Annotated in this window: 20 protein-coding genes and 2 pseudogenes; 15 read left to right on the top strand and 7 right to left on the bottom strand. The window is 58.9% G+C overall.

Features of this window, described 5'->3' with window-relative positions; genetic code table 11:
* Nucleotides 1-555 carry a response regulator gene (locus tag NKJ80_RS16495; RefSeq protein WP_050588792.1) on the bottom strand — a complete coding sequence of 185 codons (555 nt, stop codon included), beginning with the start codon at nucleotides 553-555 and terminating at the stop codon, nucleotides 1-3.
* Nucleotides 556-713: 158 nt separating this feature from the next.
* Between NKJ80_RS16495 and NKJ80_RS16490 the strand changes: the two genes are divergently transcribed.
* Entirely contained in the window at nucleotides 714-3827 is a 3114-nt protein-coding gene (locus NKJ80_RS16490; protein WP_023729494.1) for a CheR family methyltransferase, read from the top strand.
* Nucleotides 3824-4240: a response regulator gene (locus NKJ80_RS16485; protein ID WP_023696326.1), complete on the top strand. Its 417-nt coding sequence runs from the start codon at nucleotides 3824-3826 to the stop codon at nucleotides 4238-4240. Before NKJ80_RS16490 ends, NKJ80_RS16485 begins: the two co-directional genes overlap by 4 nt.
* A gap of 186 nt (nucleotides 4241-4426) precedes the next feature.
* Here NKJ80_RS16485 and NKJ80_RS16480 read toward each other — a convergent pair whose 3' ends face one another.
* The 4 genes and pseudogenes from NKJ80_RS16480 to NKJ80_RS16465 form a co-directional block, all read right to left on the bottom strand.
* A complete protein-coding gene (locus NKJ80_RS16480; RefSeq protein WP_023687844.1) occupies nucleotides 4427-4672 on the bottom strand; it encodes a hypothetical protein in 246 nt (81 codons plus the stop codon).
* A 90-nt stretch (nucleotides 4673-4762) separates the two neighbouring features.
* Nucleotides 4763-5165 (bottom strand): annotated as a pseudogene (locus NKJ80_RS16475) (SDR family NAD(P)-dependent oxidoreductase); the annotation flags it as partial.
* 265 nt (nucleotides 5166-5430) lie between these two features.
* Nucleotides 5431-5732: pseudogene (locus NKJ80_RS16470) on the bottom strand (glutathione-dependent formaldehyde dehydrogenase); the annotation flags it as partial.
* Nucleotides 5733-5769: 37 nt separating this feature from the next.
* On the bottom strand, nucleotides 5770-6555 hold the full coding sequence (locus NKJ80_RS16465; protein WP_352497950.1) for an SDR family NAD(P)-dependent oxidoreductase: 786 nt from the start codon (nucleotides 6553-6555) through the stop codon (nucleotides 5770-5772).
* A gap of 528 nt (nucleotides 6556-7083) precedes the next feature.
* Between NKJ80_RS16465 and NKJ80_RS16460 the strand changes: the two genes are divergently transcribed.
* From NKJ80_RS16460 to NKJ80_RS16445, 4 genes are read left to right on the top strand one after another with little or no spacing between them, the layout of a single operon-like run.
* Entirely contained in the window at nucleotides 7084-7545 is a 462-nt protein-coding gene (locus NKJ80_RS16460) for a hypothetical protein (RefSeq protein ID WP_245263532.1), read from the top strand.
* Entirely contained in the window at nucleotides 7542-8762 is a 1221-nt protein-coding gene (locus tag NKJ80_RS16455) for an NRAMP family divalent metal transporter (protein WP_023668066.1), read from the top strand. The genes NKJ80_RS16460 and NKJ80_RS16455 overlap by 4 nt, the downstream gene beginning before the upstream one ends.
* Nucleotides 8759-9121 (top strand): hypothetical protein, encoded by a 363-nt coding sequence (locus tag NKJ80_RS16450; RefSeq protein WP_245260251.1) that lies wholly within the window; start codon nucleotides 8759-8761, stop codon nucleotides 9119-9121. The genes NKJ80_RS16455 and NKJ80_RS16450 overlap by 4 nt, the downstream gene beginning before the upstream one ends.
* A 2-nt stretch (nucleotides 9122-9123) precedes the next feature.
* Nucleotides 9124-9456, top strand: a complete 333-nt coding sequence (locus NKJ80_RS16445) for a hypothetical protein (protein WP_352497949.1) — start codon at nucleotides 9124-9126, stop codon at nucleotides 9454-9456.
* 79 nt (nucleotides 9457-9535) lie between these two features.
* Here NKJ80_RS16445 and NKJ80_RS16440 read toward each other — a convergent pair whose 3' ends face one another.
* Nucleotides 9536-10111, bottom strand: coding sequence for a GNAT family N-acetyltransferase (locus NKJ80_RS16440; RefSeq protein ID WP_352497948.1), 576 nt, complete (start codon nucleotides 10109-10111; stop codon nucleotides 9536-9538).
* Between the two features lie 202 nt (nucleotides 10112-10313).
* Between NKJ80_RS16440 and NKJ80_RS16435 the strand changes: the two genes are divergently transcribed.
* The 5 genes from NKJ80_RS16435 to NKJ80_RS16415 all read left to right on the top strand — a co-directional run bounded on the left by NKJ80_RS16435 (nucleotide 10314) and on the right by NKJ80_RS16415 (nucleotide 14153).
* Nucleotides 10314-10634 carry a hypothetical protein gene (locus NKJ80_RS16435; protein WP_031195797.1) on the top strand — a complete coding sequence of 107 codons (321 nt, stop codon included), beginning with the start codon at nucleotides 10314-10316 and terminating at the stop codon, nucleotides 10632-10634.
* Between the two features lie 635 nt (nucleotides 10635-11269).
* On the top strand, nucleotides 11270-11680 hold the full coding sequence (locus NKJ80_RS16430; protein WP_031214606.1) for a DUF427 domain-containing protein: 411 nt from the start codon (nucleotides 11270-11272) through the stop codon (nucleotides 11678-11680).
* Between the two features lie 40 nt (nucleotides 11681-11720).
* A complete protein-coding gene (locus NKJ80_RS16425) occupies nucleotides 11721-12140 on the top strand; it encodes an HD domain-containing protein (protein ID WP_023700051.1) in 420 nt (139 codons plus the stop codon).
* A gap of 332 nt (nucleotides 12141-12472) precedes the next feature.
* A complete protein-coding gene (locus NKJ80_RS16420; RefSeq protein ID WP_023668075.1) occupies nucleotides 12473-12979 on the top strand; it encodes a YciE/YciF ferroxidase family protein in 507 nt (168 codons plus the stop codon).
* Nucleotides 12980-13106: 127 nt separating this feature from the next.
* A complete protein-coding gene (locus NKJ80_RS16415; RefSeq protein WP_352497947.1) occupies nucleotides 13107-14153 on the top strand; it encodes an ATP-dependent DNA ligase in 1047 nt (348 codons plus the stop codon).
* Nucleotides 14154-14803: 650 nt separating this feature from the next.
* Here NKJ80_RS16415 and ku read toward each other — a convergent pair.
* The gene (gene ku, locus NKJ80_RS16410) at nucleotides 14804-15769 is read right to left on the bottom strand and encodes a non-homologous end joining protein Ku (RefSeq protein ID WP_502902205.1); all 966 of its coding nucleotides are present in this window, start codon (nucleotides 15767-15769) and stop codon (nucleotides 14804-14806) included.
* A 53-nt stretch (nucleotides 15770-15822) separates the two neighbouring features.
* Between ku and NKJ80_RS16405 the strand changes: the two genes are divergently transcribed.
* From NKJ80_RS16405 to NKJ80_RS16390, 4 genes are read left to right on the top strand one after another with little or no spacing between them, the layout of a single operon-like run.
* Nucleotides 15823-16257, top strand: coding sequence for a hypothetical protein (locus NKJ80_RS16405; protein WP_352497946.1), 435 nt, complete (start codon nucleotides 15823-15825; stop codon nucleotides 16255-16257).
* 5 nt (nucleotides 16258-16262) lie between these two features.
* Nucleotides 16263-16871: a LysE family translocator gene (locus NKJ80_RS16400; RefSeq protein ID WP_352497945.1), complete on the top strand. Its 609-nt coding sequence runs from the start codon at nucleotides 16263-16265 to the stop codon at nucleotides 16869-16871.
* Between the two features lie 44 nt (nucleotides 16872-16915).
* The gene (locus tag NKJ80_RS16395; RefSeq protein ID WP_023700055.1) at nucleotides 16916-17458 is read left to right on the top strand and encodes a DUF6894 family protein; all 543 of its coding nucleotides are present in this window, start codon (nucleotides 16916-16918) and stop codon (nucleotides 17456-17458) included.
* A 23-nt stretch (nucleotides 17459-17481) separates the two neighbouring features.
* Nucleotides 17482-18102: a cysteine hydrolase family protein gene (locus tag NKJ80_RS16390; protein WP_352497944.1), complete on the top strand. Its 621-nt coding sequence runs from the start codon at nucleotides 17482-17484 to the stop codon at nucleotides 18100-18102.
* Nucleotides 18103-18330 lie beyond the last annotated feature (228 nt).

Below are 18330 nucleotides of genomic sequence, written 5' to 3'. Positions count from 1 at the left end.
TTAATTCATGATGCCAGACCTGTCGTTGCGGAGCACCTCCTCCATGAGTGTATTGAGCCATTCGCTCAAGGGAAGGTCATGCCGCGTCGACAACCGCTCCTCCAGCGCCGCCTTCAATGTCCGTTCGACGAGGCGATCGGCCGCCTGTGGGTCGCCCAGCAGCAGCCGCGCGGACAGCCTCAGTTTTGGAAGAGCGCGGAAAACATTGTCTTCACCAAGCGCCGTTGATTGCGCGGCGAGGATCCCGGCAACCGTCCTGAACCCGGCCGGCTTGGAGAGGTTTTGGGTGTACCGGAACCGCTCCGGTAGGGTGATCTGATCGTTTCCGGAGAAGAATACGAACGGGATGCCTCTGTCCGTCAGCTCATCGGCGAGGGGAAAAACAGTCTCACCGTTAAGATCGATGTCCAGCACCGCCCCATCCGCTGAATCGATATATCGTCGAGCCCGGCTGACTGACGACACCGGCCCTAAAACGGTCGCCCCACAATCGCTGAAATAAGAGGCAAGTTCGCTTGCCAGCAAGAATTCGTCCTCGACGAGCAGAATTCGCATGCCTAATAACATAGCAGCCCTCCGGGCTTTAAACGGCGGTCGCGTCCATCGGTTCCGTGGCGATCGGCGGTGCGGGATGGGAATTCGACCAGGAACGGTTTACACATTGGATCGAAATCAGCGCTGCCGCGTTGCATTTCACTGAAGCAGGACAATTGATGCAAAAGCTGCCGAGGTTCCCCATAGTCGGTATTGGCGCCTCTGCGGGCGGCATTGCCGCCATGGAGGGATTTTTTCGCGGGATGCCGTCTTCGAGCGGGATGGCGTTCGTGATCGTCACGCATCTCAGCCCGGAACGGGAAAGTCTGCTGCACGAAGTGATCGCGCTTTACACCGGAATTCCGGTTCGTGTCGCTGAAGATGGAATGGGTATTCATCCTGACACCGTCTACGTGATGCCGCACAACGCGATCCTCACCATCGAAAATTCCAGCCTAAAGCTGCGCCAACCGAATTCCGTGTCCAGGGAGCGCAAGCCCATCGATATCTTTTTCAGCGCGCTGGCCGAGGATCAGGGCGAATACGCCGTCGGCGTCGTCCTGTCGGGCGGCGATTCCGACGGTACGTTGGGCATCAAGGCAATCAAGGAGAATGGCGGCCTGACGCTGGCGCAACTCTCCGACGAGTCGGGTCCGAGCAATCCCGACATGCCGCGCAGCGCGATCAGTTCCGGTCTGATCGATATCGCCATCCCAGCCGATGAGATGGGTGCGAAACTCATGGAATTTGCCCACAGCTTTGAACTGCTCGACGAGCTTGAAGCTGACGATGGCAAGGCCAGTGCTTTGAAACTCCGCAAGGGCCAGGAGGAAATCTACGCGATCCTGCGCAGCCATTCGGGACATGATTTCTCGGGCTACAAGGCCAAGACGTTCTTGCGTCGCGTCAGGCGACGCATGCAAATAACACAGAACACCGCGATCGATGCCTATATAGAGTTGCTTCGTTCGAATGCGGAGGAAGTGCGCTCGCTGTTTCGCGACCTGCTGATCAACGTGACAAATTTCTTCCGCGACACGGACGCTTTCAAGACCCTGGAAGAAACCGTCATCCCCAAACTTTTCGAAGGCAAGGACGCCAACGATACGATCCGCGTCTGGGTGCCCGGCTGCGCAACCGGCGAGGAAGTCTTCTCGATCGGAATGCTGATGCGCGAGCATATGGATACACTTTCGGCTGTGCCGCGCATCCAGATTTTCGCCACGGACATCGATGACGCGGCGCTGGGCATCGCACGTTCGGCGCGCTATCCGGAGTCATTGCTTGCGGGCGTTTCGCCTGGACGTCGCGAACGCTTCTTCAGCAATGACGGCACAAGTTTCATCTTGAGCAAGAGCGTACGTGATCTCTGCATCTTCTCGGCGCACAGCGTCATCCGCGATCCACCCTTCTCGCGCATGGACATGGTGTCGTGCCGGAACCTCCTGATCTATTTCGGCCCCGATGTGCAAAAGCAGGTTATTCCGACCTTCCACTATTCGCTGAAGCCCGGTGGCTATCTGTTCCTTGGCACCTCCGAAAGCATAAGCCAGCATGCCGACCTGTTTGCACCGGTCGACAAGAAACAACGGATCTTCAAGGCACGAGAACATTCGGCGCCGCCGCGGCTGCCGATCTTGTTGAATGCTGCGCCTGCAACCAACTTTTCCAGCGCGAATGACACACATGCCCGCCGCGGCTTGTCTTATTCCCTAAGGCAAACCGTTGAAGCGCAGGTTCTCGAACGCTTCGCTCCGGCTCACGTCGTCGTCAATGGTGATGGAGATGTCGTCTATTACTCGGTCCGAACCGGCAAATATCTCGAGCCGCCGCAAGGGGTGCCGAGCAGACAATTGCTCACAATGGCACGCAGCGGCCTGCGTCTGGAATTGCGCGGCGCTTTGCGGGAAGCCGCCGAGGGCCGGCGCACGGTTGTGCGCGAAGCGATAGCCATTGAAGAAGATGAAGATCGTGTCCAATTCGTCACATTGACGATCGAGCCCTTGACTGATCGCGGCAGCGGCGAGCCGCTGTTTCTCGTCCTGTTCGAGCCGGTGGGCCAGCCGCAGCCGCGGCTGGAGGCTCTAAAGGTTCGACAGCCGGTGGCATCTGGGATTGCTGATTTCGAACGCGAGCTCCGCGATACGCGCGAGCGCCTGCAATCGACGATCGAAGAATATGAGACCGCGTTGGAGGAGTTGAAATCTTCCAATGAGGAACTCGTGTCGGTCAACGAAGAAGCCCAGTCCTCCAATGAGGAGCTCGAGGCCTCCAAGGAAGAAATGCAGTCCCTCAATGAGGAATTGAACACCATCAATGCCGAACTGGTTTCCAAGATCGAGGATCTCGATCGTGCCAACAGCGATCTGAAGAACCTGTTCGAGAGCACACAGATCGCGACTGTTTTTCTCGATACCAAGCTGGTTATCCGCAGCTTCACGCCGGCGGCGTCTTCGTTCTTCAACTTGCTGCCGACCGACATCGGAAGACCGCTGACCGATCTTGCCAGCCGGCTCGATTATCCGCACCTGCGCGACCATATTGCCCAGGTTTTCAGGGCCGGCGAGATGATCGAGCACCAGCTGCCGCGCGATAGCAACGGCATCCACTATCTCGTGCGGCTGATCCCCTACCGCGACAGCGCGCGGAAAATCCAGGGCGTGGTGGTGACCTTTGTCGATGTGACGACCATGGCTGAAGCCGAAGCCCACCAGCGGGTATTGATCTCGGAACTCAACCATCGGGTCAAGAACATGCTGGCTGTTACGGTCAGCATTGCCAGTCAGACCCTGAAAAATGCTCCCTCTTCGGAGGCTTTCGCCGAAGCGCTCATCGGTCGCCTGCGCGCCATGGCGCGGGCCTACGGAGTGCTCTCGCGCGAAAGCTGGAAAGAGGTCTCGGTCGAGGAAATCGTGCGGCAGGAAGTCGAGCCGTTCGGGCTGGAACGCATCAACACCACAGGCGAGGACATTCGGCTCAAGCCTCAGCAGGGCCTGTCGCTTGGCATGGTGATCCATGAACTTGCCACGAATGCTGGAAAATATGGCGCCTTGTCCGTGCCAAACGGCGTGGTGTCCGTGACTTGGTCGGCGTCGGATCACGGTTTTCAGCTTGAATGGTTAGAAAGCGGCGGTCCCGCTGTCAGTCCGCCTGAGAAGACGGGATTTGGTCTTTCGCTGGTGAAGGGCGAAATTGAGTATCGGCTTGGCGGAAATTTTGAAACATCTTTCGGTTCCGATGGTTTGAGCTTGCGGATTGAGTTTCCGTTTGATCATCGGGAGAGCGAAACGTGACTGCATCTCGTATCCTTATCGTCGAAGATGAATGGCTGGTCGCGGAGGAGCACCGCGCAATTCTGGAAGAGGCCGGCTTCGCCATCGCCGGGCCAGTGCCGTCCGTTGCTCGCGCGAAAAAGCTGATCGAGAGTGAAGTCATATCTGCCGCGGTCCTGGACATTGGTCTCGGCGGCGAGACCAGCGCTGCCCTTGTCCCTCTTCTAGCGCAACGCGGAATTCCGTTTGTTTTCGTCAGTGGGTACACGGCATCCGACATCCCGCAAGATTTGCGTCATCACAAGATGCTGTCAAAACCCGTGTGGGCTGCTGCGCTGGTCGAGGCCGTGCGAAATATGCTCGGTGTTCAACCGACGTCTTTGGCAAGACACCAGGACAGCGGAACGGTGCCAACCCAACGAGAAGCCCGGTAACGCACTTCTCGTGGGACAAAGACACTGGTTTTTCACCAGATATGCGACGACATTCGGGTCCAGGCCCGAGACGGCGTCGCCGGCAGGTGCCTGCGATCCGGCCGATTGACATGCTCCCGGTCTGGCGTATTCCAGCGCTGGGCGAAACTTGGCGACCGCGCGACGATTGGTCAGGCGATGAGCCTATCAAACAACGGGCAGTTCGCCCTCGGTTTGCCTCGCGTCGAATAGGACGCCAAGGCCGTAAGTGACGGCGCCAGCGGCAATCATCTCTGCCAACGCTGCGCTCGACACCGGGCAATGCGGCATGACTGCCTTGATCGCGAGTTCGGCATTCGCGATCGACACGAAATCGTGCCGTCGCTTACGGGTCTCCAGATATTGTTCGATCAACATCTGCAGTCGCCTTCTTTCTATTTCATCGCCAGCCATTGGTTCCTCCTGTAGACAGTCTGAAAGCCCACCACGCCTAAGGAGCGGTGGGCTTGGCGGCCCTTTTTGAGGACCGTGGACTCTAGTGAGGCGGGCAGCGTTGCTGACCAGGATGTCGAGACCGCCGAGGGGCGTTGCTGCTTCATCGGCCAGCTTTCTGCAAAAGGCCTCATTGCGGATATCGCCGGCAAGCCTTTTGACCTGCCGCTTTTATTAGGTCCACCAGTTCGTCGGCGTCTTCCTGTTCTTCGGGGAGGTAGCCGAAAGCAACGTCCGCACGCTCGCGCGCGAATGCAATCGCCGCCGCACGACCAATACCGGAATCGCCGCCGGTTATCAGCGCTTTGCGGCCGGCAAGCCTGCCTGATCCTTTGTAGGTCGTTTCGCCGTGGTCCGGGCGCGGCACCATCTTGCTGGCCAAACCCGGCCACTTCTGTTCCTGTGGCTTGAAAGACGGCTGGTGATATTGCGTCACCGGATTCTGTTTGAGCATCGGGCTCGCAGGGCCTGCTTTAGCAGGCACTGTTCCCGTATCGGCTGACGCCGTGGAAGCATAAGCGGCGAGAATTCCTCCCGCCATGCTTCCGACGACAAGTCTACGCGCTGCGTCTGGTACATTGTCATGCTGGTCATGGTTCATCATGGGCTCGCTTTGACGGCAGGTGACCATTACGGAAGTGGCACCTAACCGGCCGTCGACGCGAATGTTCCCTTGTGATTGCAGTGAGGTGTGGGTCGCCTTGCCCGTCTCGGCCGTGAGGCCGCATCACCACTTTGACACAACCTCCTGATTGTCGCGAAACGTCTTGTAGAGATCCGGCCCTGCTTTCAGATCGGTCCGGTGGGTAATCACAAGGAGCGGTCGATTGCGCCGTTCTGGACCATGGCCAATAAAGGTTCCAGGTAGCGTTGCGTATGCGTCTGGCCCATCCGGAAAGCCGGTCCCTTATTCATTGCCGCCAAACGGGATGTGATCGACCAGACCAACATAGACGCCGGGAACCGAGATGGTGCCGCCCCTGCGGCAGCGATAGATTGCCTCGCGCAGCACATGCGGCCTTGGGAATGCCAGTCCTTTTGATGACGCGAATATTGGCTCAGTCGCTGGACGCCGACCCCGGCTCGGCCATCCTACGGTGCTGTTCGGCCAAAGTGGCTGCCGGCGTGACATGCGCGGCGGCAACCTGCAGCTTGTTTTTCCAACCGCTGACGACCTGTTCATCACCGGCCATCATCGCCTCGTAACCCGTTTTGGCGACATCGGCCGGATTGTCCTTTTCATCGGTGCCGATCTTGGTATCCATCATTTCAGCGCGCTCGAAGAATCGCGTCTGCGTAGGGCCAGGCATCAGCACGGTGACCGTCACCCCGCTATCTTTCAGCTCATGGCGGAGCGCGATCGAGAAGGAATCGATGAACGCCTTCGTGCCGTTGTAGACGGCCTGGAATGTGCCGGGCATGAAGCCGGCGATCGATCCGGTGAACAGGATGCGCCCGCGACCTCGCCGGGCCATCTTGGCGCCGAGCTCATGCGCCAGATAGACCGTTCCAGTGACATTGGTGTCGATGATCCGGCGGACTTTTCGCCAGTCCTGGTCGACGAAGCCGTTGCCGAGCCCGCGTCCCGCATTGAGAAACAACAGGTCGATATCGCGATCGCCGATCTGGGAGATCAACCGATCGGCGCCCTCGACGGTCGCCAGATCGGCCTCAATGGCTTCGACCGTTACATTGTGGGTCTCAAGTGCCTCTGCCGCCTGCCGGATAGCCGGCTCGTCGGCGGCGATGATCAGGTCGTAACCGTCTTTAGCGCACAGCTTTGCGAGTTCCCTTCCGATGCCACTCGAGGCGCCGGTCACCACAGCGAGTTTGGCGTCCGTCATCATATCCTCCATCTTCGTGCCATCGGAACCACGAGTGGGCACAATTGTTCCGCGGCGTTTGGGCTGGATTGATCGTGCGCTGTCATGACGGTCAGGCGACGGTCGTCATCGCGGTCGTCGCGCGCATTCATGGATGGGCCGTTGCGACAAAAACCGTTCTACGCCATGAGAACTCGCCATGGCCTACCTTCAAAAAGGCCCCCCGAACGCATGGATTGAGTACTCAGAACGGATCAGTTGAAGTTGGAACAAGTGGCCCGGTTGGAAGTTCGAACCGTGCAGCGTTGTTGCCCTCCCATGTTGATGCTGCGCGATCGGGTCATCCCCTCAGCCCGATCTGCCCGCGCTTCTCCGCGCCAAAGAGAAGCGCGGGCCCCCCTCTTTTAACGGCTGTCCGGGATGGAGCGTTTTGTTACGTTGGACTAGCGGACCTCACAGGCTCGTCGTCGGTTTCGTTTGACGAGCTCTCCGAGCGCTCTAGATCATTGATGCCGGACGCAGTTGGTTCGGGCCGGGGAGGAAATCCGCGTGGCGCATCCAACGCGCGCTGTACCCCATAACGACCGTCATTTTCCGGTTGGCTGGCTGTGCTTGCTTCTGATGCTAGCCGGGTTGGCCGGATGCTCGTCTTCCAATCAGGTGGCGCAGCAATCACGAACAGCGGCCTCCGCGGCACAGACCGTATCGATGGTGCTGGATGCCTGGGTGGAGGGAGCGGCACCGTCCGCCTATGCCACGGCCGCACTGCACTCGGTCGGAAAAACGCTGGCCGAGGTCGAGGCGCAAATTCGATCGGCCGAGACCGCTGAACCAGCCGGGCGAGCAGGACTGACGGCAGCAGTCAACAGTTTGTCGGTGGCGGTGGCGCATGCCGAGGCGGGATTGCGGGTGAACAATCGCACTGAGGTGAAAAGCGCACAACAGGATCTTCGGGCGGCCATGCGCTCGCTCGCCGCCGCTTACACCAGCGCTTTCGGACCAAAACCGTGAAGAAGCTTCTGGAAATATCGCTTGGCGTCGTCACCAGTGTCGGAGGTTTCCTCGAAGTCGGGTCGATGGCTACGGCGGCGCAGGCGGGTGCCGCCTTCGGATTCCAGCTGATCTGGGCCATAGTTCTCGGCACCATATGCATCATCTTTTTGGTTGAAATGGCCGGTCGGTTCGCCGCGATGAGCCATCACACGATCTCAGAGGGCATTCGTGAAAGATTTGGGTTCAACGTCTTCCTATGGCCGTTGCTCGTCGTCCTTCTCGTCAATTTCATGGTGCTGTCCGCTGAGATCGGCGGTGTGGCCATCGCACTCGAACTTGCCACCGGCATAGGCTTCCAGTGGTGGGCACTGCCGGTGGCGTTGCTGGCATGGCTGCTGCTGTGGAAAGGCACGTTTGGCTTTATCGAGAAAGGCGTTTCGGTCCTCGGCCTCGTGACGCTGTGCTTCGTGGTTGGTGCGGTGATGTTAAAGCCCGACTGGACAGCGGTCGCTGGCAGCGCCGTGCCTTCGCTGCCGGCTCACGATGCCATCAATTACTGGTTCATGGCGGCCAGCATTCTCGGCGCGTCGATATCGCCTTATCTTTTCATGTTCTATTCCTCGGGAGCTATCGAGGACAAATGGGATGAAAGCCACCTTGGGGCCAATCGTGCCATCGCCGGGCTGGGCATGACCTTCGGTGGGACCATTTCGATCGGCGTGTTGATCGTCGCTGCTCTCGTTCTCGCGACGCGCGGCATCGACCAGGTGGACGACTATCACCAACTGCCGTTGATGCTGATCCCTATATTCGGCTTCTGGGGGTTCGTTCTATTCGTTGCCTCGCTCGCCATTGCCTGTTTCGGCGCCGCACTCGAAGTCGGGTTGCAACAGGCATATCTGGTGGCACAGGGCTTTGGCTGGACGTGGGGTGAGGATCGCAAGCCGCGCGATGATCCGGGCTTCAGTGCCGTCTATACGGCATCATTGTTTTTGGCCGCCATTCCGATCATGCTTGGCCTCGACCCACTGAGGCTGACCATCTTTTCCATGGCGGTAACGGCGGCGAGCCTTCCGCTGACGGTAGTTCCATTTCTCTTCCTGCTGAATGACGAACGCTATGTCGGCGAACATCGCAACGGCATCATTTCGAATGCCGCCGTTGTCTTCATTATCGCGCTTGCCTTCGTGCTCGCCGTGGTGACGATTCCGCTGCAGATATTCGGAGGCACATGATGGAATTGATGCGTGATCTCCTGGACAAGCAGGTGTTCGACCGCCGGCGGGTCAAGATCGGCAAGGTCGACGGAGTGGTGGCCGAGTTGCGGCGGGGCAAACCACCAAGGATTGTCGCGATAGAACTCGGCTCCATCACTTTGGCGCGCCGCCTTGGCGCGCGGCCCGGGGAATGGATGGCGCAACTGGCGACGAGGGTGGGTGGCAAACGCCACGCCGAGCCACACAGGATTGCGTGGAAAAAGGTGCAGGACAACGGGCTCGACATCGAATGTGACATCGAGGTGGGCGAGACGTCGATTTTCGCCTGGCAGGACTGGTTGCGCGATCATGTCATCGGGCGCATCCCAGGAGCGTGATGATGAGGACAGTCAACCTCGAACATCTTGCCGGGCGACGCGTGCTCTCGCAGCGTGGAAAGAGCATCGGTCACATCGAAGAGATTCTCGCCGAACAGCGTGGCGACGAGCTCGTCGTTACTGAATTCCACGTTGGCATCTACGCCGCGTTCGAGCGTCTGTCGGCTTCGACCATCGGCATCGCGATGCTCGACCTGTTTCGGCTGCGCCGTCGCGACGGCCTGTACCGCATTCCCTGGAATAAACTCGATATCTCCGATCCGGCGCGACCGCGGCTGCTATGCCCGATGACCGAGCTTCCCGGATGGAAAGGGCAAAAGGACCTTCGGGAGTAGATGGCTACGGCTGGGAGGGCTAAGGCGCCGGCGTTTTGCCGGCGAACAGCCGTTCGTGCAGATGGCGCCTCCGCAAAGATTACTGCAGGTTCTTGCGAAGGAAGATGCGGGCATGTCCTGGAATAACGAATTCGACTTTGCCGAATTCCTCAAACCCATGAAGCCGGTAAAATTGAGGCGCCTGGAAACTGCTCGTCTCGACGACGGCTCTCTTGCATCCGCGCCTAATGGCTTCCTCCTCAATCGCCATAAGAAGCTGTGATCCATAGGATCGGCCACGCAATTTTTCAGGCAAGAAGAACATGTCGAGAAACAGGAGCCCCAGTTCCGTTCTGCCCCAAATTCCACCCCAGATCTTTCCCGAGGGGTCGGTAAGCTCCGCGCCGATCACTGCCCGGTCATCGATTCCGGTTTGTTCGATGTTGTGTCGATAGAGCGCAGCGGCCGCCTGCGTTCGTGCATCCCCGTTGTGAGCCAGAGCGATTGTAAATCCTTCGGATCGAGCCGGCATGCGTTCTGCTCCTGCGTCGGAATGGTCTTGAGATTCAACCGTCAGACTAACATCAAGGCGGCCGGTTCGCTCGCAGCTCTGATCGCCGCTTCTGTTGTAACCCGTCTTGCCCACATTCCGCATCGCGATCCGCGTCGGATGCATGCAGCCGCGCCCAACATATCGCTTTGGTGTTGAACAAAGCCCATCCTGCCCTTGTCAGGTCTCATCACAATTCGTGCGCCGTCAAGAGTGTCCACCTCGACGAAGGCTGCTGCGGATCACAATCCATTACGCCGGGAACAATGAGAAAAACCTGTCGTTGGGAAAGCGATCGCAATTCGGCGATTCAAACACGGAGACTCCAATGTTGAAGAAAATTCTAGCCGCGTCGGTGCTAACTATTGCCTTGGCCGGTTCCGCCTTGGCGCAGACAAATGGAACGGGTGCTGGCGGAACGGCTGGCACGGGTAATGGAACTGGTACTGGAACTGTTGGCAGCGGCGGCGCCGCTGGCAATGGCACTGGCAGCGGGAATGCGGCCGTGCCAACCGATCCGAATTCCACAAACTCGACTACAAAATCGAACGGCATGACCGACCGTTGCAAGGACGCCGCAGGCAATGACATCGATAACAACACTGCAAGTGGCGCAACGACCTCGACCGTGCAAAATTGCAACAAGTAGCAGATGGACCTAGCGGCTTCGGCCGCCCGAAGGCCCGCCATCAAGACAATGGCGGGCCTCCGAATACGTGCCTCGCATGCTGCCTGGATACATAGGAGCACATGTGTCCAAAGAGACCCGGCGGGCCAAACTCGATCGCTTAGCAGCCTCGATTCCGAAGCACGAATTCGAATTCCTAATGAAGATTGCAAAGCTAAGCCGTCATGACCTACTTGGCCTGATCGCTAAACACGATGGCGGCAGGGACAAGGTCTATAGGGACCTTGCGGCCCACTTGGCAGCAACTCAGGCCGCCCCGGAGCCCGTACATGAGGCGGCAGCTGACGACGGCCAAACAGCTGGAGCATCTCCAGCCACGAACTCGCCCGCCGGCAAGTAGCGGCGAAGATCATTTCGGTGCCAGCCCTGACGCTCCACGGAAGCGACGACCGTGTCGTCCTTCTAAAGTCTTCGAATGGGTTGGACGAGCATTTCACCGCGCCTTACCAACGAGAACTGCTGGATACGGCAAGCTGGAGGCGCTTAAGTCAGGCCCGCCATTCAGGTTCATCGGACATGCCGGAACCTGAAGCGCCGCCGCGCATTTCGTCTCCAGGCATGACCGATCTTGCGGTAATCGCCAGGGAGAAATTCAGATGCAAACTTCAGGCGCAACTTCACAGCAAAACCTTGGCCGATTGGCCATAGAACCGTTTTCCGGCACGGTGACGGTGCGGTTTTCCGACGCCATCGTCGCAGCTACGGAGCGGGCGAAGGTCCTGCGTGAAGACGGGCACGAGCCCGTTTTCTATATCCCCTTCGAGGACATCTATTTCGATCTTTTCGAAAAGACCGACACCACCACCCGGTGCCCGCTTAAAGGCACCGCAACCTACTGGCGTGTCCACGCCGTCGGCAGTTCTTCCGACGATTTCATGTGGGCCTACGAAACGCCCGATGCGGCCGCTCTGGCTATCGCAGGTCACGCCGCTTTCGATCCGGAAAAGGCCCGTATCGATGTCGACCCTGCCGAGGACAAGCGACACACGCCACATATCGTCGAATAGGTTTCATCAGGCAGAGACAATCACGGTAACGACAGGCGCGATGAGCATTTTCTACCAGGCGGCAAAGATTGCGGAGGAGGTTCACGCGTCGCAGCGCGATAAGACCGGGCGGCCCTACATCGAGCATTGCCGCCGTGTCGTCGACGCCGTCGAGACAATCGATCAGAAGACTGTTGCCTACCTTCATGACGTTCTGGAGAAAGGCGAAGGCTGGTCCCGCGCCAAGCTCGAAGAAGCAGGCTTCGGACCTACAATTACGGCGGCGGTCGATGCCATGTCGCGCAGGCCCGATGAGGAGTATTTCGCCTTTGTCCGGCGGGCTGCGTCGAACCCAGTGGCGCTCCCCGTAAAACGCGCCGATCTGGAGGACAACATCTGGCAGTCGAGGCAGGTCGGAGCGTCGGCGGCCAAATATGAAGAGGGCCTTCGCATACTTGACCAAGAGTTCTCCCGACAATAGTGCGCGCCCGGCGCTGGCATTGCATCTGCCGAGGCAGCCATCGCCTGCGAGAGCTTGCGGCGCACAGCACGTTTCGGCTCTCCTGGCCGTCAGTTTTTCCGCGCCGGCGGGCGCCTGAGGGTCATCGTCTGGGCCATGGAACGTGTGATCGGGTCAAAGCTCCTCCGGAGATTGATCGCAGCGTTTCGAAAAGGAGTAACGGCCCGGCTCGGAATCAGGAACTCCTCCAGCACCGGTGCGTTGACCAGCAAGCCGGGACGAGTTCCCGGCCTCCGCGGGTGGCGGGCAAGCCGCCGCCGAACCCGAACTTCTGCACAATGAAAGGTAAGGCCATGGGCTTCTTTTCGAAGGACATCAAGACACTCGACGATCTCTTCGTGCACACGCTGCGCGACATCTATTACGCCGAAAAGCAGATCGAGAAAGCGCTGCCGAAGATGATCGGCAAGGCAACCGATCCGCAATTGAAGGCCGGATTCGAAAAACACCTCGAGCAGACCAAAGGCCATATCGAGCGCGTCGAACAGGTGTTCGAATTGCATGGCGTCAAGGCCAAGGAGGTCAACTGCCCGGCGATAGACGGCATTCTGGAGGAAGCCGACGATGTGAGCGGCGACGTCGACGACAAGGAGGTTCTAGACGCGGCGCTGATAGCGTCGGCGCAGGCGGTCGAACACTATGAGATGACCAGATATGGCACGCTCATCGCCTGGGCCAAGCAGCTTGGCCGCAGTGACTGCGCCAACGTATTGGCCAAGAACCTGAAGGAAGAGCAGGCGACCGATCGCAAGCTCACCGAAATGGCGGAAAGCAAGATCAACATGCAGGCTGCCGAGTAGACCGTCCCAGGTCATGATGAGATTGGTTGAAATCTCATCATGACCTAACCCTGTTGGAGCATGATTTTTCCAAAACCGGCACCAGTGCTGCGTTGAGTCGATCTCCATCGTTGTCCACGGAACTTTCATGACGGGCGAATCTGCCATCTCTCGCGATCTGCCGACGAGTGTAAAATCGTCTTTCGGCGTGGCGTTGAGCACGGCGCCGATGGAAGCAAAGGCTGCCGACACGTTGCCGGCCGATGCTGGCCGATGGCAATACGAACCCAAATGGGACGGGTTCCGCTGCCTGGCCTTTAAAGCCGGCGCGGCCGTGGAGTTGCGTGCAAAATCCGGCAAGCCGTTAGGGCGGTATTTCCCGGAAGTCGTCGCGATGTTGCATGAACTGAAAACGAAAGAGTTCGTGGCCGATGGTGAGATCGTCATCGAAATTGCAGGCGCTCTTTCTTTCGACGCCTTGCAGATGCGGCTGCATCCGGCGGAAAGCAGGATCCGGAAACTGTCGGTCGCGACGCCGGCAAAGCTGATCCTCTTTGACATGTTGGCGACCTCCGAGGGCGCCTTGATGCAGCAGCCGCTCTCGATTCGGCGCGCTGCACTCGAACTGTTCGTAAAGTCGGCCGGGCGAAAGGATCTCGAACTGTCTCGGGCAACGCGTGATTTGGCGGCGGCAGGCAGATGGCTTGGCCAATCCGGACAAGGTTCGACCGACGGGGTCGTTGCCAAGCTTTTCGATGACGAATATCGACCCGGCGAGCGCGCCATGGTCAAAGTCAAGCGCCTGCGCACGGCCGATTGTGTCGTCGGAGGGTTCCGCTACCTGGCGAATTCGCGTGAAGTCGGCTCCCTGTTGCTTGGCCTGTACAATGACCAGGGGCAACTCGACCATGTCGGGTTCACTTCGACGATCGCCCGGGAGGACAGGGCCAAGCTTACGCGACAACTTGAAGCTTTGCGATCGGCTCCTGGCTTCACGGGAAAAGCGCCGGGCGGTCCCAGTCGGTGGAGCACGGAAAGAAGCGGACAATGGGAGCCATTGCGGCCCGAACTGGTGGCGGAGGTGCGGTTCGATCATGTCACCGGGGATCGTTTCCGTCATGGCACCAAATTTCTGCGATGGCGTCCTGACAAAAGCCCGAAGCAATGCACGTTCGAACAGATACTTGGAAAATGAGGCTTGGCGAAGCGTCGGCAGGTCCACACTATGGAGACCAAATCCGTCAAGCATTCGGCGCAGCCAAATCCAGTCGCATTTCACTGGCGATCTTGAACCCGGCGGCGAGATAAACGCCTTTGCAGGAGGATGCCGGACCAAACCCGTTGTTCAGTCTGTCACCACGCCTCGCTTTGGCGGATCACGGTTCTCGTCCGGATTAGGAACTGGCACTTCGTCGGGAAGAAGATCCGGCTCAGGCTCGCGTATGTCCGGCGTCCACGTCGGCGCATCCACTGGCGGCTCTTCGGTTGGCTCTGGTTTGGGGGGCACATCTATTCTCCGGGTTTCGCTTGGGCGTGGGGTTCGGCCCGCCAGGTCGCGCGTCGCCGCGTCTGGAGGCGAAAGGGTCTTTTCACACCCCATGTATTTTACCGATGGCCAGCGGTCCTGGGGCTTGTCGGCGCTCGATCAGAGTCCTGCGTTCCGGCTCCTTTGAGCGCAATGTTGGCATCCGCTGCCTCTGGCTCTTTGAGGACTGCCCTGTCGACGTTCTTGATCTCGGCCATAAGGAATCGTCCTTGGTGGCCAACGGGCACCGCGAGAATTGTTCCGAGCGATTTAGGGCGGCTGGGGCTGCTGTGCGGACCTTCTGGCTGGGCAGTTATCAACTATGCTGTCTTGCGTTTCGGTGAGGCTCTCTTTGTGGATCTCGCCAGCCCTTCCTGTTTGAGGCTCTTCTTCAGCACCTCAGCGAGGTTGATGACATTCTCCTGTGGCCTTGGTGCGGGCTTCGGCAGCTTCTTGCCTTTGCGCTTTGCATCGATCATGGCGATCAGCGCGTCTTCATAGGTGTCTTCAAATTTCGAGGGATCGAAGGTCGTCACTTTTTTGTCAATAAGCATGCCGGCGATTTCGAGCAGATCGGGGTCGTATTTCTGCTTGGCCAATCCATCGAACACAGTGCTTTCCGAAACCATTTCGTTGTGGTTGCGAAGCTCGGTCATCACCATCCCCTTGCCATAGGGCTGAATCAGCACTTCGCGGCCGCGCTGGTAGAGCACCACGCAGGATCGAGCGGCCACGCCCTTGTTCTTCATGGCATCGCGGATCACTCCGTATGCTTCGATTGCGGCGCCGTCGGCCGGGATCAGATAGTAGGGCTTCTCGAGATAGCGCGTATCGATATCGTCAATCGATACGAATTCGCCGACTTCGAGCGTGTGCTTCGACGTCAGCTTCAACGCCTTTATGTCGTCAGGTTCGATCTGGAGAAATTCGTCCTTTTCGATCTCGAAACCCTTCACCTGATCCGCTGCATCCACCAGCTTTCCGGTCTCCTCGTCGGCGTAGACGCTCCTGACCGGCAGACCGTCCTTGCGGTTCAAAATCTTGAAATGGATCTTGGATGCTTCGCTGGTTGCGCCGACAATCTTCACGCCGCAAGTAACCGAACCAACCTTCAAGAAGCCCTTCCAGGCAGCACGTGGCGCGGCCATTTTGCGCTTATCCCGTTTCCAGCTAGGGCAACGCGTTTCCGTTCGAATTGTTCCTGCGGCGGGGGCTCGGTGCACCGTGAATGTCCGGTGGGGGAAATCCTGTCGGTCTCGACAGCGATTTTCATCGGCACGGTGCATCTTTTGGCAACCTGTCGGCGTTGGAAGTGAGCCCATTTGCCGAGGTGATTTCCATGAAAGTGTCCACGAGGGACGATTTGAAAACCGAGGCGCAGCTCTCGGAAGACGCTGACCTCATCGTAAATCGTACAGTCCATTTCGTCGGAGTATGGATTGAGGAGCATGTGATCGAAAAGCCTGCTCTCATGCGGAAGGGCGTCGATGCCGCAGAGGAACTCGCAAGCCAATGCATCGCGGATGCAGACGAGGAAGGCATCGCCCCCGAGGACATTCAGGACGAAGTCGGGGACCTCAAGGAGTACATTGCCGAGATGATCGTGGAGCAAGGCGGTCGCGGCTCTGCAGTTAATTCTGAACCAGACATGAGCTACTTCTGCGCAACGGCCTCGGCGCCGCAGCTTCGCGTTGACCGGCTATATCGCCGCTCCAAGTCCAACAAGAGCATCATTGTTGAGAGGAACAAGTCATCGATCCCGCCCATTGGATAGCATTCGTGGGAACGGTCGTCCTGCTGCAGATGCCGCCCGGGCCGGATAGCATGCTGGTGACGGCGCGCGGCATAGGGCAGGGACGCAGGGTTGCGCTGTTCACGGTATTGGGGATGACGGCCGGCGCCGGCATGGTTCAGCTTCCTCTCATAGCGTTCGGTGTTTCGTCTCTCGTGCGAACCTCCCCACTAGCTTTTGGAGCACTGCAATGGCTTGGGGCGGCGTATCTCGTATGGCTCGGGCTAGGGCTGGTCTTCACGAAGCCGGAAACACAGGCCCGGCCGGATACGACCCCGATCAAGGCCGTTGCCGCGGCACGGGAAGGCATGATTGCCAACCTGTTCAATCCGTGGCCCATCACGTTTATGGTAGCGTTCCTGCCTCAGTTCGTTGATCCGCATGGGAGTTCCGTGACGCTTCAACTGTTGCTGCTGGGAGCAACTCAGAAAATGACGGGCGTGTTGGTGTTGGGGACCTATGCCGTGGCCTCCGGCAGCATAGGCGCCTGGATCCTGAAGCGCCCTCGTGTGCGGCTTTGGCAGCAGCGGATCGCCGGCCTTCTCATTGTTGGCCTTGGGTTCCGAATGGCCTTTGGCGGCGGCGCAGGCCGTTAAGTTGCCGGGCCGGCGCCTGCATCCGCAGGAACCGAAAGCGCACCATGAACATTGTCAGACACAGGCAGGAGAGTGTCATGCAAGTCGTTCGGACCGAAGTGGTGAATGCCAGGGCGCCAGACGGGCAGTCGGTTCGCCGGGTGATATTTTGCGGCGAGGGCGGCGACTGCGTTACGGTGGACATGGCAAACGTTGGGATACAAGCTGAAGATGACGTGCTTGCCCGCGCAAAGGCAATCCTGGTCCAGACAGCGACCTTTGATCTCGCAGCCAATGAATATGACGCGAGCAGCAACGGCAATTTCGACCAGGTCGAGATAACCTCTGCAAGCGACGGCGCCGGCGACGTATATGTCTTTGAGTATCGCGATGGCGAAACCAGCCGACGCATACCGCCGTCGAGGATGGCGAGCCTTGAGGCGGCCCGGTCCGAAGCTATCCGCTGCGCAATCGATCTTCTCGCCGACCTGCAGCCTGGCACGGACGCTCTGTCCGGCTGGCTTGTGAGGGTATCCAACGAAAACGGTGAATTGCTTTACACTGTTGATGTGGCTGAGGCCGATGCAGCGCGGCAGGCAGGCCAGTAACCCAAACCCGACGGAATCCACCAGTGGCCGCCCAAGGATTGATTCACGGACCAATAGGCGACGATGGCCTGCATCTGTGCGTCGACATGCAGCGCCTGTTTGCGCCGGGTGGACCTTGGCCCGTGCCGTGGGCTGAAAAGGTGGTCCCGGCGATCGAAGAACTGGTCGCCAGACATGCCAGCCGTACCCTGTTCACGCGCTTCATTCCTGCCGCCCGCCCGGGCGAGGCGCCGGGAATGTGGGCAAACTACTATCGTCGGTGGGCGGAGGTAACCCTTTCCAACATCGATCCGCTCCTGATTGAGCTGATGCCTCAACTTGCACGATTTGTACCGCCGGCGACGGTGGTCGACAAACATGTCTATTCGCCCTGGACCGAGGGGCGGCTCGACGCGCTGCTGAGTGGCTCCGGCGTGCGTGCGCTCGTGATCACCGGTGGCGAAACCGACGTTTGCGTTCTCGCGACCGTGCTTGGCGCCATCGATCGTGGCTTCCGCGTCATTCTCGTCACCGATGCCATCTGCAGCTCTGCCGACCAGACCCATGACGCACTGATGGAAGTCTACCATTCCCGCTTCAGTGAGCAGATTGAGGCGGCCAGCATGGCGGAGGTGTTGGAGTGTTGGCCACAACTCACTCGCTGATCTGGGGGGCTTCAAGTGAAAGGGCCGACAATCGTCATTCTGGTCGGGTGGACTGTTTCAGTTGGCGGACGGCACTACAGTGAACCGGAAAACGTATATGAACGGCACGATTGCCTGATCTGGTCGCTCGCGTGAATCAGTGTCTGGAAGCGTACAAAGCCTTGCAGAGCTATCGACAGCGCGGCCAACCGTCATAGAATGAACAGGATACAGCGCCGAAGACTCGAT

Origin of the sequence: Mesorhizobium sp. M0030, from assembly GCF_040323695.1 — a bacterium.
Taxonomy (GTDB): domain Bacteria; phylum Pseudomonadota; class Alphaproteobacteria; order Rhizobiales; family Rhizobiaceae; genus Mesorhizobium.
Note: the sequence above shows the minus strand (reverse complement) of the source record. Positions and strands in the feature narration are given on the sequence as shown.

What these genes read in the sequence shown, in the direction of transcription:
- NKJ80_RS16495 (WP_050588792.1), bottom strand. Translation starts at nt 555, where the DNA reads ATGCGAATTCTGCTCGTCGAGGACGAATTCTTGCTGGCAAGCGAACTT.
- NKJ80_RS16435 (WP_031195797.1), top strand. Translation starts at nt 10,314, where the DNA reads ATGTTGAAGAAAATTCTAGCCGCGTCGGTGCTAACTATTGCCTTGGCC.
- NKJ80_RS16430 (WP_031214606.1), top strand. Translation starts at nt 11,270, where the DNA reads ATGCAAACTTCAGGCGCAACTTCACAGCAAAACCTTGGCCGATTGGCC.
- NKJ80_RS16445 (WP_352497949.1), top strand. Translation starts at nt 9,124, where the DNA reads ATGAGGACAGTCAACCTCGAACATCTTGCCGGGCGACGCGTGCTCTCG.
- NKJ80_RS16450 (WP_245260251.1), top strand. Translation starts at nt 8,759, where the DNA reads ATGATGGAATTGATGCGTGATCTCCTGGACAAGCAGGTGTTCGACCGC.
- NKJ80_RS16415 (WP_352497947.1), top strand. Translation starts at nt 13,107, where the DNA reads ATGACGGGCGAATCTGCCATCTCTCGCGATCTGCCGACGAGTGTAAAA.
- NKJ80_RS16420 (WP_023668075.1), top strand. Translation starts at nt 12,473, where the DNA reads ATGGGCTTCTTTTCGAAGGACATCAAGACACTCGACGATCTCTTCGTG.
- NKJ80_RS16425 (WP_023700051.1), top strand. Translation starts at nt 11,721, where the DNA reads ATGAGCATTTTCTACCAGGCGGCAAAGATTGCGGAGGAGGTTCACGCG.
- NKJ80_RS16405 (WP_352497946.1), top strand. Translation starts at nt 15,823, where the DNA reads ATGAAAGTGTCCACGAGGGACGATTTGAAAACCGAGGCGCAGCTCTCG.
- NKJ80_RS16465 (WP_352497950.1), bottom strand. Translation starts at nt 6,555, where the DNA reads ATGACGGACGCCAAACTCGCTGTGGTGACCGGCGCCTCGAGTGGCATC.
- NKJ80_RS16440 (WP_352497948.1), bottom strand. Translation starts at nt 10,111, where the DNA reads ATGCATCCGACGCGGATCGCGATGCGGAATGTGGGCAAGACGGGTTAC.
- NKJ80_RS16395 (WP_023700055.1), top strand. Translation starts at nt 16,916, where the DNA reads ATGAACATTGTCAGACACAGGCAGGAGAGTGTCATGCAAGTCGTTCGG.
- NKJ80_RS16480 (WP_023687844.1), bottom strand. Translation starts at nt 4,672, where the DNA reads ATGGCTGGCGATGAAATAGAAAGAAGGCGACTGCAGATGTTGATCGAA.
- NKJ80_RS16490 (WP_023729494.1), top strand. Translation starts at nt 714, where the DNA reads ATGCAAAAGCTGCCGAGGTTCCCCATAGTCGGTATTGGCGCCTCTGCG.
- ku (WP_502902205.1), bottom strand. Translation starts at nt 15,769, where the DNA reads ATGCACCGTGCCGATGAAAATCGCTGTCGAGACCGACAGGATTTCCCC.